10 protein-coding genes are annotated in these 13510 nt (G+C 60.9%); 2 read left to right on the forward strand and 8 right to left on the reverse strand.

The genetic code is table 11. The features are described from left to right. Positions 1 to 223: 223 nt before the first annotated feature. Both L8I05_RS05910 and L8I05_RS05915 read left to right on the forward strand, forming a co-directional pair. Complete coding sequence (locus L8I05_RS05910; RefSeq protein ID WP_242167551.1) at positions 224 to 1171, forward strand: hypothetical protein; 948 nt, start codon at positions 224 to 226, stop codon at positions 1169 to 1171. Beyond that, positions 1161 to 1538: a hypothetical protein gene (locus L8I05_RS05915; RefSeq protein ID WP_242167552.1), complete on the forward strand. Its 378-nt coding sequence runs from the start codon at positions 1161 to 1163 to the stop codon at positions 1536 to 1538. Before L8I05_RS05910 ends, L8I05_RS05915 begins: the two co-directional genes overlap by 11 nt. A 115-nt stretch (positions 1539 to 1653) precedes the next feature. Here L8I05_RS05915 and L8I05_RS05920 read toward each other — a convergent pair whose 3' ends face one another. The 8 genes from L8I05_RS05920 to L8I05_RS05955 form a co-directional block, all read right to left on the reverse strand. Continuing rightward, positions 1654 to 3069 (reverse strand): TolC family protein, encoded by a 1416-nt coding sequence (locus tag L8I05_RS05920; RefSeq protein ID WP_242167553.1) that lies wholly within the window; start codon positions 3067 to 3069, stop codon positions 1654 to 1656. Further along, positions 3066 to 6245 (reverse strand): efflux RND transporter permease subunit, encoded by a 3180-nt coding sequence (locus L8I05_RS05925; protein ID WP_242167554.1) that lies wholly within the window; start codon positions 6243 to 6245, stop codon positions 3066 to 3068. Before L8I05_RS05925 ends, L8I05_RS05920 begins: the two co-directional genes overlap by 4 nt. 15 nt (positions 6246 to 6260) lie before the next feature. After that, on the reverse strand, positions 6261 to 7502 hold the full coding sequence (gene mexE / locus L8I05_RS05930; RefSeq protein ID WP_177018892.1) for a multidrug efflux RND transporter periplasmic adaptor subunit MexE: 1242 nt from the start codon (positions 7500 to 7502) through the stop codon (positions 6261 to 6263). A 208-nt stretch (positions 7503 to 7710) separates the two neighbouring features. Next, complete coding sequence (locus L8I05_RS05935; protein WP_242167555.1) at positions 7711 to 9054, reverse strand: TolC family outer membrane protein; 1344 nt, start codon at positions 9052 to 9054, stop codon at positions 7711 to 7713. Positions 9055 to 9075: 21 nt separating this feature from the next. Beyond that, positions 9076 to 10593 (reverse strand): DHA2 family efflux MFS transporter permease subunit, encoded by a 1518-nt coding sequence (locus L8I05_RS05940; RefSeq protein ID WP_159956770.1) that lies wholly within the window; start codon positions 10591 to 10593, stop codon positions 9076 to 9078. Continuing rightward, on the reverse strand, positions 10590 to 11657 hold the full coding sequence (locus L8I05_RS05945) for an HlyD family secretion protein (protein ID WP_177018895.1): 1068 nt from the start codon (positions 11655 to 11657) through the stop codon (positions 10590 to 10592). The genes L8I05_RS05940 and L8I05_RS05945 overlap by 4 nt, the downstream gene beginning before the upstream one ends. Positions 11658 to 11684: 27 nt before the next feature. Further along, on the reverse strand, positions 11685 to 12491 hold the full coding sequence (locus L8I05_RS05950; RefSeq protein ID WP_242167556.1) for a DUF3050 domain-containing protein: 807 nt from the start codon (positions 12489 to 12491) through the stop codon (positions 11685 to 11687). A 61-nt stretch (positions 12492 to 12552) separates the two neighbouring features. Further along, positions 12553 to 13506, reverse strand: a complete 954-nt coding sequence (locus L8I05_RS05955; protein ID WP_242167557.1) for a fatty acid desaturase — start codon at positions 13504 to 13506, stop codon at positions 12553 to 12555. Between the last annotated feature and the right edge of the window lie 4 nt (positions 13507 to 13510).

Here is a 13510-nt window from a genome sequence, read left to right on the forward strand (position 1 = left end):
GCTTTACATCACAAGTAGGCTTTGAGCTGTAAGTGTTGAAAGAAATAGGCTTGTACTGAGTAGTCTGTTTCCCAAAGTAAGAAATGCCGCCAAATCTACCTGGCGGCAGCAGGACATATAAAAGATAGCTCTCTATATTCCGACGCCATCTTCGTTCGATCAGGAATGCATGGATGGCACGGTATCGCTACGCAACGTTGTTTAAATTGCTGAGGGGCTTCTGATGCCTCAGCCTTATGCGTTTATCAACGACCGGCAACAGACGTCGGTAGAACTCAAGGCCAGCTTGCGCTTGAGTAAACACGCCGAAGCCAAGTTCGATGTCCTTAATGCCCATATACGCAATGTTGTGGTATTGCCAGGGCAACTGGTGATCATGGGTGATGATTCCACTGCCGCCTGTACGCTGGAAGAATCCCGCCTGATGCAAGCCGCCTGGACAATACGGCATGAGGTAATGGCCGAAGGTGGGGATGCCTTTGTACTGCACAACTATGACCTGCTACAAAAAATACTCGGTTATGCGTCACTTGGGGTCGGCTCAGCCGGTGATGCCTGGAGCCGACATCTGCAAGACATTGGTAAAACGCTTGAAGAGATTGATGCCTTGCACAAACAATCCCTGCGACAAGGCGGTGGGGTAACGCGGGACGACTTCCTGGCTCGCCGCCAAACCCTGTTCGCCAAACTGGAGGCACAGATGCGCGGGTTCGCCCGTTATGGCACGGGTTTGCGCCAGGAAGGTTCGATCAAGAAAATGCTGGGTATTTCCACTCGCAGTTATCTGCATACAGGGGAAATCAGTCGCTATGCCGAGAGGATTTCGCACATTGTCAGGACGGCAAAAGTGCTTAAGGCGGGAACGCCGTTAGGGATTGCGTTGAGCACGACGTCCACTGCGCTTGAGATCAAGGAAGCTTGCTCGACGGGGAGGGAAGAACAGTGCAAGAAGGCGAAGTATGTGGAGGTGAGCAAGCTGGGGGGCGGCGTTTTTGGCGGTCTAGGAGGTGGTGCGATCGGGTCAAGTTTGTGTCTTGCCATACTGTTGCCTGCTACCGGTCCGGGTTCACTGGCTTGTCTATTAATCGGTGGCGCTGCGGGGGGCTTAGCAGGAGGACAGCTTGGCGGCCTTGGAGGGCAAATAGTGGGTGAAATACTCTATGAATATTGAAGACTTCCTGAGCCCACTTATCATTTTATGGTCTGGGTTGGCTTTGTTTTTTTCGCTCATTGTTGTCCTGATGGTCTATGTTTTTTTGGCCTATCGCCGACTGGAATACATGGAGCGTCTTCTAGATAAGTGCAGTTTCATAACGTTTCATTCCCAGTTTTGGGACAACTCACCGCGAGGAAGAATGATGCGGCTCAATGCGGTTGCAGTTGCTGTGTTATTGCCGAAGCGGTGCCTGAAGCGCGGTCTCATTGACTGGCAGCAAGTTCAGGAATTTCCTCGCATTTTTAAAAGACTTTTCCAAGGTATGTTCTTCGTCGGCCTGTTTTTCTTCGTTTGCGGCGCCTTTATCTGGCTACGTAAATGAAGTACTGCTCGGCAACAAGCCGTTCCTCAACCGCCAAACAAAAAAAGCCCCGCGACCGAATGGGGCGCGGGGCTAAAAATTGGCTGGATGCGACCAACCAAAGGAGCTCTTTACATCACTTGCTGCTGGCGACGACCGTGTCCGGCTGCCAGCCGCCACCGAGGGCCTTGTAGATCGCGACAATCCCGCGATACAGGTCCACTTCGGCCTGGGCCTGGGAGTCTTCAGCGGCCAGACGCTCACGTTGCGCGTCGAGCAGCACGAGGAAATCCACCGTGCCTTCGCGATAACGGATCGCCGCCAGGTCGGCAGCCGCGCGACTGGACTCACTTTGACGGATCAGCGAGACCAGGCGCTGCTGGCGTTTGCCGTAATCACTGAAAGCATTTTCCGATTCTTCCAGCGCCAGCAGCACTTGCTGCTCGTAGGTTGCCAGGGCGCCATCGGCCTCGGCATTTGCCCCGCGCAAGCGTGCACGCACGCTGCCCAGGTCGAATGCAGCCCAGGTAATGCTTGGGCCCAGGGACCAGGCATTGGCTGCAGCCGAACCGATTTGCGAGCCGCGCCCGGCGGTAAAGCCGAGGAAGCCGCTGAGGCTGACCCGCGGGAACAGGTCGGCCTTGGCCACGCCGATCCGCGCGGTGGCGGCGGCCAGCTTGCGTTCGGCGCTGAGGATGTCCGGGCGACGTTGCAGCAGTTGCCCTGGGTCGCCGATTGGCAACGCCTTGGCAATCGCCGGCAGGTCTTTGGGGCTCAGGTCCACGCTCAGCTTGTCGGGGCGCTGGCCGAGGAGGGTGGCGATGCGGTTGCGCTCGCGCACTTGCTCGGCTTGCAGTTGCGGCACGCTGGCTTCAACGGCGGCCAGGCGCGCATCGGCGCGTTCCACATCGAGCTGGTCGCCGACGCCGGCATCGCGCAGGCTGACGGTGATGGTGCGCGACTCCTGTTGGTTCTTCAGGTTGTCCAGGGCGATACGTTCACGCAATTGCGCACCGCGCAGTTGACCGTAGGCATCCACCAGTTCGGCAATCATAGTGACTTGCAGTTGGTACAGGTCGGCTTCGGCGACCTGTTGGTCAGCGTCGCTGGCCTCCAGGTTGCGGCGGATACGCCCGAACAAATCCACTTCCCAGGCCATGTCCAGGCCCAGGTCGTAGCGTTCGCTGTTGACGCGCTTGGTGGTCTGGCCGGGAATCTGGCCTTTGCCCACGTCGCTGCTGGCCCGGCTGGTCACCACCGGCATGATGTCGTTGGCGGCGTCATCGCGAATCGCACGTGCCGCGCGCAGGCGGGCAAAAGCGACGCGCAAGTCACGGTTACCGTTCAACGACTGGGTCACCAGTTGGTTGAGGGTCGGGTCCTCGAACTGCTGCCACCAGATGCCTTCGTATTTGGCATGGTCATAACTTTTGGTGTCGGCGGCGGCCGTGATATTAGCCGCCTCAAGCTTCTCGGTTTTATAGTCCGGGCCCACGGCACAGGCGCTCAGCGCCAGTACCAGCAAGCTCGGCAGAAATACTTTCACGCTCATTGCTGTGTCTCCAGCTTCAAGGCCTTGGCCGCTTTGCGCGCTTCGCCGCGCTCCACATGGCGACGGATCAGTACGTAGAACACTGGCGTCAGCAACAGACCGAAGAAGGTCACGCCGATCATCCCGGAGAACACCGCCACGCCCATTGCATGGCGCATCTCGGCACCGGCACCGCTGGACAACACCAGTGGCACCACACCCATGATGAAGGCGAACGAGGTCATCAGGATCGGCCGCAGACGCAGACGGCAGGCTTCCAGTACCGCAGCCAGCGGATCGAGGCCTTCCTGCTGTTTGTCCTTGGCGAACTCGACAATCAGAATAGCGTTCTTGCACGCCAGGCCCACCAGTACGATCAAGCCAATCTGAGTGAAGATGTTGTTGTCGCCGCCCGAAATAATCACCCCGGTAATGGCCGACAGCAGCGTCATCGGTACGATCAGAATCACCGCCAGCGGCAGGCTCCAGCTTTCGTATTGGGCGGCCAGTACCAGGAACGCCAGCAGTACGCAGAGCGGGAACACGAACAGTGCGGTGTTACCCGAGAGGATTTGCTGATAGGTCAGGTCGGTCCACTCGTAGGTCATGCCGTTGGGCAGTTCTTCTTTCAACAGTTTTTCAATCGCCGCCTGCGCCTGGCCGGAGCTGTAGCCCGGTGCAGCGTTGCCGTTGATTTCAGCGGTGATAAAGCCGTTGTAGTGCATCACGCGGTCCGGGCCCGAGGTGTCGCTGACCTTGATGAAGGTCGCCAACGGGATCATCTCGCCTTTGTTGTTACGCACTTTCAGCTGGCCGATCTGGTCTTCATCCTGGCGGAACTGTTGCTCAGCTTGCACGTTGACCTGGTAAGTACGCCCGAAGCGGTTGAAGTCGTTGGCATACAACGAACCCAGGTAGATCTGCAGGGTGTCGAAGATGTCGCTGACAGCCACGCCGTGGGTCTTGGCTTTTTCGCGGTCGATGGCAGCATCAACCTGCGGCACGTTGACCGTGTAGCTGGTGAACAGGCCAAACAGCTCCGGCGTGGTGCGGCTCTTGGTGATGATGTTCTGCACTTCTTTGTACAGCTCGTCATAGCCCAGGTTGCCACGGTCTTCGATCTGCAGGCGGAACCCGCCAATTGTGCCCAGGCCCTGTACCGGCGGCGGTGGGAAGATCGCCATGTAGGCTTCTTCGATGCTGCTGTACTTGCCGTTCAGTGCACCGGCAATCGCACCGGCGGACATGCTCGGGTCTTTACGCTCGTCGAACGGTTTCAAGGTCACGAACACGATGCCGCTGTTCGGGCTGTTGGTGAAACCGTTGATCGACAGGCCCGGGAACGCTACGGCGCTTTCCACGCCTGGCTGTTTCAGCGCGATGTCGGACATGCGTTTGATCACGTCTTCGGTGCGGTCCAGGCTCGCGGCGTCGGGCAATTGCGCGAAGGCCACCAGGTATTGCTTGTCCTGGGCCGGTACGAAACCGGTCGGCGTGTGGGCAAAGCCCAGCCAGGTCAGGACCATCAGGCCGGCGTACAGGAACAGCGCGATACCGCTGCCGCGAATCACCCGGCGTACGGTGCCGACATAGCCATGGCTGGCTTTCTCGAAGAAGCGGTTGAATGGACGGAACAACCAGCCACCCAAGAGTTTGTCGAGCACCTTGGAGAAGCGATCCTTCGGCGCGTCATGGCTGCGCAGCAACACGGCGGCCAGGGCAGGCGACAAGGTCAGCGAGTTGAAGGCCGAGATCACCGTGGAAATCGCAATGGTCAAGGCGAACTGCTTATAGAACTGCCCGGTCAAGCCACTGATAAAGGCCGCTGGGATGAACACCGCACACAGTACCAACGCGGTGGCGATGATCGGGCCGGTCACTTCGCTCATGGCCTTTTCAGTGGCCGGGAACGGTTCCAGTCCCAACTCGATGTTGCGCTCGACGTTCTCCACCACCACGATGGCGTCGTCCACCACGATACCGATGGCCAGTACCAGACCGAACAGCGACAAGGCGTTGAGCGAGAAGCCAAACAGGTGCATCACCGCAAACGTACCGATCAACGATACCGGCACCGCCACCAACGGAATGATCGAGGCGCGCCAGGTTTGCAGGAACAGGATCACCACCAGCACCACGAGGATCAGTGCTTCGAACAGGGTGTGAACCACCGCTTCGATGGAGCCACGCACGAAGATAGTCGGGTCATAGACGATGCTGTAGTCCATGCCTTGCGGGAAGCTCTGTTTCAGCTCTTCCATCTTGGCGCGCACTTCGTTGGAAATCTCGATGGCATTGGAGCCTGGGCGCTGGAAGATCGGGATCGCCACGGCCGGCTGGTTGTTCAGCAACGAGCGCAGGGCGTATTGGCTGGAACCCAGCTCAACCCGTGCGATGTCTTTAAGGCGCGTGATTTCACCGTTTTCGCCGGAGCGAATGATGATGTTCTCGAACTCTTCTTCAGTGACCAGACGGCCCTGAGTGTTCACCGACAGCTGGAAGCTGGTGGCATTCGGTGCAGGTTGCGCACCCAAGGCACCGGCGGCCACTTGTCGGTTCTGCTCACGGATCGCATTGACCACATCGGTGGCGGTCAGGTTGCGCGAAGCGGTTTTGTTCGGGTCCAGCCACACACGCAGGGAGTAGTCGCCCATGCCGAACAGCTGCACGTCACCCACACCGCCCAAACGTGCCAGCTCATCCTTCACATTGAGCAAGGCGTAGTTGGACAGGTAGAGCATGTCGTAACGCTGATCCGGGGAGGTCAAGTGCACCACCATGGTCAGGTCGGGGGAGGCCTTGTCCACGGTGATACCGATGCGCGTCACTTCCTCAGGCAGTTTTGGCTGAGTCCGGGTCACACGGTTTTGCACCTGCACCTGCGCGTTGTCCAGGTCGGTGCCCAGGGCGAAGGTGATGGTCAGGGTCAGCTTGCCGTCGGCGGTCGACTGCGAGGACATGTACAGCATGTTCTCGACGCCGGTGATCGCTTGCTCCAGCGGCGCGGCTACGGTTTCACCGATGACTTTAGGGTTGGCGCCCGGGAAGTTGGCGCGTACCACCACGGTGGGTGGCACGACTTCCGGGTATTCGCTGATCGGCAACTGGAACAGCGAGATCGCGCCGGCGATCAGGATCAACAGCGACAGCACCGCTGCGAAGATCGGCCGCGAAATGAAGAACTTGGAAAAATTCATCTTGAGTTGTATCCCTTAACCGCGTGGAGTCGCGACGCTGGCAACTTTGGGCGCGGCTTTATCCGGCGCCACTTGTTCCAGGTTGCTGGCTTCAAGCGCTTGTCGTTGTTGTGCCAAGGCGGCGAGGGTTTCCTTGCTGGCCATCGGGATGGTTTCCGGCGCAACCGGCGAGCCTGGGCGAATACGCTGCAAGCCCTTCACGACGATGGTGTCGTCCTTGTTCAAACCGCTGCGCACGATGCGCAAGCCTTCGATCTTTGGCCCAAGCTCCACTGAGCGATACGCCGGCTTGTCGCCGTCCATCACCAGCACGAACTTCTTGCCCAGGTCAGTGCCGACCGCTTCGTCGTTGATCAACACGGCGGAGTAGGTACCGCTGCCGACCAGCTTCAAGCGCGCATACAGGCCAGGCGTGTATTCGCCCTTGCTGTTATCGAACACGGCGCGACCACGGATGGTGCCGGTGGCCGGGTTGACCTGGTTGTCGACAAAGTTCATCTGGCCCAGGTGCGGGTTGCCGGTTTCGTTGGACAGGCCCAGGTACACCGGGGTGGTTGCGCCGCGACGGCCTTCGCGCGCCAGTTGGGTGTACTTGAGGTACACGCGCTCATCGGCGTCGAAGTAGGCGTAGACCTTGTCGGTGGAGACCACGCTGGTCAGCGCGGTGACGTCGGCGGTGACCAGATTGCCGGCGGTGATTTCCGCACGGCTGACGCGGCCGCTGATCGGCGAGGTCACGCGGGTAAAGCTCAGGTTCAACTTGGCCAGGTCCAGCTGCGCTTGAATGCCGGCAACAGCGGCGCGGGCTTCCTGGGCGGCGGTGGTGCGCGAGTCGGCCAGTTCGGCGGAGATCGCATTGCTTTGACGCAGGCGGTCGCCACGTTGCGCTTCGTTATCGCTACGGGTGGCGGCGGCTTTGGTTTGAGCCAGCTGGGCTTCGAGGCGGCGCACTTCAGCCTGGAACGGGCGGGGGTCGATCTGGAACAGCACGTCGCCTTTCTTCACCAAGGCGCCTTCGGTGAAGGCCACCTGGTCGATCTGGCCGGACACGCGCGGACGAATCTGCACGGTTTCCGGGGCTTCCAGGCGGCCGGTGAATTCATCCCACTCGTTGACCGGTTGTTCAAGCACCTTGGCCACGCTGATTTTCGCAGGAGGCATGGCGGCCGCTTGTTCCGGGGTCTTGCCGCATGCGCTCATCACCACCACGGCCAAAATCGCCAAGGGGAAGCGCAAATGTTTGAGTGACTGTTCCATGAGGTGCATCCGCCAATGTATTTGAGATGGGCGGATCATGCGCGGCGAGGTGCTATGTCACGAATCGAATGAAACAAAGGTAACTATCATTCGGAATGATATAAGCGCGGGATTAGCCCTCTAGGATGCGGGTTTCGTTAGGGAGCTATCAATAGGAGTGATGACAAAAGACTGTTGCGCGGGCTGTAAGGAACGCCCGCGCGGTTTTTCAGTCCAGCAGGCGGCTGACCTCACGCAAGCGCACGTCATTCAAGTTGCCGGTGGAGGCCAGCAGGTTAAGTTGCGCCATCAGGATCGCATAACGCTGCTGCGCCACACGCTGCTGAGTGTCGGTGACTTTCTGCTGGGCATCCAGCACATCATTATTAATCCGCGAGCCGGCTTCAAACCCGTGCGTCACCGACGTCAGGTTGACCTGGCTGGATTTGAGCGCCTGCTTGAGCGCCTGGTATTGGCTCATGCCACTGGTGACTTGCAGGTACGCCTGGCGCGCCATCAGCCCGGCGTTGCGGCGTGCGTCTTCGACCTCATCCTGAGCCTTGCTCTGCAGCGCGTGGGCTTCACGCACGCGGCTGCTGGTGCGGCCACCGCCATACAGCGGCACGCTGAGTTTGACCCCGACCACCGTCTGGTTATAGCGGTTCTCCGGCAGCGTGACGTCGTACACATCGCCGCCCACCGAGGCGAAGCGGCCGTGGGCGGCGATCAGGTCGAGGGTCGGCAAGTGCCCGGCCTGTTCCTTGTCGATGTCCATTTCGGCCAGGCGCTGGGCGATCTGCGCGCGCTGCACGGCGAGGTTGCCTTGCTGCGCGGTATTGGCCCAATCGCCGATGGCGGCGGGCACCGGGGCGCTGAACTGCGGCTCCTTGCCCGACCACGGGCGTGCCTGGGCGGCGGTCAATTGGGTGAGGGCTTCGGTGGCGATATCCAGCGCGCCGCGTGCGGCAATCTGCTCGGCAAACGCCTGGTCGTACTTGGCTTGCACCTGTTCGAGCGCGTTGGCAGTGGTGGCGCCGTCGGCCAGCAAGCGCCGGCTGCGGTCCTGGCTTTCCCGCAGGGTTTGCAGTTGCTGGGTGCGGGTGTTCAACAGCTCCTGGTTGAGCAACACATCAAAGTAGGCGCGGGCCACGCGCAGCATCAAGTCCTGGCGCGCTTGTTCGGTCTGCACCTCGCTGGCACTGATCAGCAGTTTGCTCTGGTCATGGGCGATCACGTTCTGCCAGCGCAACAGCGGCTGAGTGAGCACCACGGCGTAGGCGTTGGTGTTGTTGCGGTTGCGGTGGTAATCGTTGGAATCCTCGGCATCGACCCAGGCCGCGCCGCCGGTGACGGACAGGTCCGGCAACAGGTTGGCGCGGCTTTGCGGTTCTTTCTCCGCCGTGGCCAACTGCTGGGCCTGGGCGGCGGCGAACTTCATGTCGTGGCTCAGTGCTTTCTGGTACAGCTGGTACAAGTCCTCTGCCGACGCGAGGGCCGGGCAGCAGGCGAGGGCGAGCCCACACAGTGAGGTGAGCAAGGGGGTGTGTGTCAGATGCAGCCCTGGAATACGCAAGGGTAGGTCTCCACAAAAAAATTATCGGCTGAGGGTGCTTCTGCGCATCATCAGCACCATGGGTATGCCGATGGCCATGACCGCGCCCAAGGTGCCGAACAGCATGCTGAAGGCGAGCATTTGCGCCTGTTCGCGCGCTTGCAGATAAGGCATCAAGGCCAACGCTTGTTGATGGCTGGCCAGGCCCAGGGACAGGAACAGCGGGTTGGATTCCACGCCGCCCCAGCCATTGGCGATCAGGCTGGATTCGGTCACGTGCTCGGAGAGCAAGCGATAGCGTTCCCACGAGAACCGCGTGAGCAAGGTGGCAGCGATGGCGATGCCGACGCTGCCGCCCAGCTGGCGCATCAGGTTGAGCACGCCCGAGGCGCCGGAGATCAGCGTCAGCGGCAGCCGGCGCATGGCCAGGTTGGTCAGCGGCACGAAGATCATGCCCAGGCCCAGGCCACGAATCACCAGCGGCCAGTACAGCGTGTCCGGGTTGCTGTCGAGGGTGAACTGGGTGTGCAGGAACATCGCGTAGCAGTACATGACGATGCCCAAGGTCACGAACACGCGCTCGTCGATCTTGTTTTCCTGGGACAGCTTGCCGATCACCAAGGTGCTGATGGCGCTGGCCACCGCGCCGGGGAAAATCACCAGCCCGCTCTGGTAGGCGCTTTGCGCCAACAACGTCTGCAAGAACAGCGGCACCATGAATAAGGTGCTGTACAGCCCGAAACCCACGCAAAACGCGCAGATGCAGCCCATCAGGAACTCGCGGTTGTGAAACAGCGCAACGTTGACGATTGGGTTGGCCGCACGCCGTTCCCACCAGAAAAACCCCACCAGGCTGAAGCTGCTGAGCAACAGGCAGGCCACCGTCCAGTTGGACTCCATCCAGTCCCAATGCTCGCCGCGTTCCAGCAGGATCTGCAGGCTGCCAACCCCCAGGGCCAACAGGCAGAAACCGCTGTAGTCGACGCTGCTGGGTTTTTGCTCGTTGACCGAATCGCCGATGCACAACCAGCACAGCAACAGCGCCACGGCCCCGATGGGCACGTTGATCAAAAAGATCCAATGCCATGACAAGGTGTCGATCAGGTAGCCACCGACCGTCGGCCCCAAGGTCGGCCCCATCATCACGCCGACGCCGTACAGCGCCATGCCGCTGCTGACCTTTTCCTTGGGGAACACGTCGTAGATGATCGCCTGGGAGATCCCCAGCAACCCGCCGCCCGCCAGGCCTTGCAGCACGCGAAAGGCCACCAGTTGCCACAGCTCGGCGGAAAACGCGCAGCCCACCGACGCCAGCACAAACACCGCGGTGGACACCAGGTAGTAGCGGCGCCGCCCAAACCAGGCGGACAACCAGCCGCTGACCGGCAGGATCACCACGTTGGCCACCACGTAACCGGTGGAGACCCACGAGATCTCATCCACCGACGCCCCATAGGTGCCCATCAGGCTGGGAATGGCGACGTTGACGATGGTCACGTCGAGCAACTCCATCATCGATACCAGCGTCACCGTGAACGCAATCAGGTACGGCGACCTCATAACGTCTGGCTGCCGCTGCGTGGCGTGGCGACTTCGACGAAGGCGCTCATGCCGGGGCTCAACAAGGGCTTGTAGTCAGCCGGCACGTCGGTGAGGGCGATCCGCACCTGGACGCGCTGCACCACCTTGGTGAAGTTGCCCGTGGCGTTTTCCTGCGGCAGCAACGAGAACTTGGCCCCGGTGGCCGGGGCCAGGCTTTCGACCACGCCGTCGAAGGCCTGGCCAGGGAACGCGTCCACGGTGACCTTGGCGTGCTGGCCGACGCGCACGCGGCCGACTTGGGTTTCCTTGAAGTTGGCGGTAATCCACAGCGGCTCGGTGGCGATCAGGCTCAAGAGCTTCTGGCCGGCGACCACGAACTGGCCGGGCTCCACCTCTTTTTTCGACACGATGCTGCGCACCGGCGCGGTCTGGCGGGCGTCGTGCAGCTTGATCCGGGCCTGCTCCAACTCGGCTTGCGCCGCCGCGATGCGGTAGTCCTGCACCTTGAGTTCGGCCTTGTTGGCCAAGGTGCTTTGCGCCGCCGCCTGGGCGTTACTGCGCGCGGCTTCCTGGGCATGGCTCAGCGCGTCGAAACGCGCCTTGGCCAGTTCCAGGTCCTGGGTGCTCAACACACCTTGGGCGCCGAGGCGACGGGCGCGCTGGTAGTCATTGCGCGCCTGCTCAAGGTTAGCGCTCGATTGCGCCAGGGCCGCCTGCGCAGCTTGGCGCATGGCGACCGCGCCGAGGATCTGGCTGTCCAGCGCCCCCGGGCTGCCGCTGCGCCCGGCGGCGGCGAGCAGGGCTTGCCATTGTGCTTCGCGCTGCTGCACCTGGTATTGGTATTCGCTGTCGCGTATCTGAAACAGCAAGTCGCCGCTTTCCACGGTGACGTTGTCCATCACCGGCACGCTCATCACCACGCCTGACAGCTTGGCCCGCACCGGAATAATCACCCCATCCAGCTCCGCGTTGTCGGTGCTGACGTAGGCGCTGGAGTACTGCCAGCGCTGCCAGCCGAGCAGCAGCAACCCCCCGACCACGACAGTGCACAGAGTGAGTTTGATTAGCTTGCCTTTGGTCATGTCTTGCTCCCTGTGTTCATGCGCGGCTCAGAAACTGTGTGCAACCCGGCGCACAGGGCGTTCCGTGGTGTGTTGGGCTTTCTCCTGGAGGAAATGGTGCACGCCGTCCCACAGGTCGATGCGGGAGTTGATCGCGGTCCTGGCGCTGTCGATCATGTGTTGGTGTTGCTCGGGCGTGGTGACGATTTCGCCGATGATGCGTTTGGCGGCCGGGCCATGCTCGTCGCCGTCCATTTCGATGTGGCGCTTGAGGTAATAGGTGAGCATCGGCACTTCGGTCTCACTCACCGACCATTGCGAGAGCAGGCGCCCGAACATGTCGGGAATGATGTCTTCACGGCCAAAAAAGAAGTACGCCAGCACCGCTTCGGTAGAGCCGTGTTGGGCGACATCGAGGGTCTGGCACATGAACACCTTGGCCGCCAGCGGGATCTCGCGATCGTTGAGCGCCTTGGCCAGCGGCACCTTGGCCTGGATCGCGGCGAGGAAGCGCCGGAACACCGAGCTGTCGGCGCCGATTTCATCCATGGCGGTGAGGTACAGGTCCAGGTGGCTGATAAACCCGCCGCCCGGGTGTTCGTCGGTTTCTTCACCCACCACGATTTCATTGATCAAGCGCGCAGCGGTGATGTGCACCGGCGGCACCCACGGCAGCTCGACGCAGGTGAGGTCGCGCTGGATGCGCTTGAGCAAGGTCATGAAATCCCACACGGCGAACACGTGGAATTCCATCAAGGTGCGTACGTCTTCAACGGTGCGGATGTTGGCAAACAGCGGGTGGCCGAATAACTGCGCGCGTTCGGCTTCAATGTGGCTATCAATTTCAAACGGCATACATGCTCCTGCAGCCTGTAGTTTCAGGCGGTCAATCCATTGGGAAATTTAGGGTGTGTGTTCAGTCGTTCACCGTGTCTCCACGGTAAGGGTGGCGGCGGGTGGCGTACTTGAAGGACGCAACGAAGTTTTTTTCCAGCAGGTGCTGCCGGTCGGCGTACCAGCCGGCGTCGAGCAGTTGCCGGTGCACCTTGGGCAGGCGCCAGCACGGCACGGCAGGGTAAAAGTGATGCTCCAGGTGAAAGTTCGCGCCGGCATGCATGAAGGTGCACAGGCGCGACGTGCGCGAACGCGCGGGCGGCTGTTCATCGTCTGCGCTGAAGGCATGTTCCTGGTAAGCATTAAAGGCCGACACCAGAAACGCCACCGCTAGGCTCAGGCCAAACCCCAGCAGCAACCCGTCGACCTGCCACAAGGCCAGCGCGTACACACCGAGCCAACCCAGCTGGCAGGCGATATTGCAGCGCGCCAAGTGTTGAACCTGCGCCGCGCTCAAAGGCAGCGGCGAGGGGCTGATCAGCGGGCCGAACGCCAGGCGCAAGGTGGCTTGCAGGTAGTTCGAGGTGGCGAGCAAACGTGACAGCGCGATGCGGCTCAGCAAGGTGCGATAGCGCGAGAAGTGCCGGTAATCCGGGTCGTTTGCGCTGTTGCTGAAGCGGTGGTGCTGCCAGTGGTCGACGAAGTAACCGGTCACGCAAAACCCCGGCAGCATCGAACTGGTGAAGATGCCCAGGTAACAGCTGTGCATCGGGTTACGGCTCAGGTTGAAGTGAAAGCCTTCATGCCCAAGGATCGCTTGCAGAAACATCCCGTATCCGGCCATCACCCAGAGTGGCGCGCACAGCAGCACCACCCACAGGCTGGACGTTGTGTTCGCCACCCACACAAACAGCGCGAGTGGCAGCAGGTACAGGCACAGGGCGTAACCGATGATCAACAAAGACTCGCCCGTGTGCGCCTTGAACAACGCGCGGTCGAGGCGAACCTGGGGCTTGGCGTGCAGTTGTCTGGCCATTGGC

Origin of the sequence: Pseudomonas sp. MONT-RG-20F-20-E-7-02, from assembly GCF_022662395.1 — a bacterium.
GTDB lineage: Bacteria > Pseudomonadota > Gammaproteobacteria > Pseudomonadales > Pseudomonadaceae > Aquipseudomonas.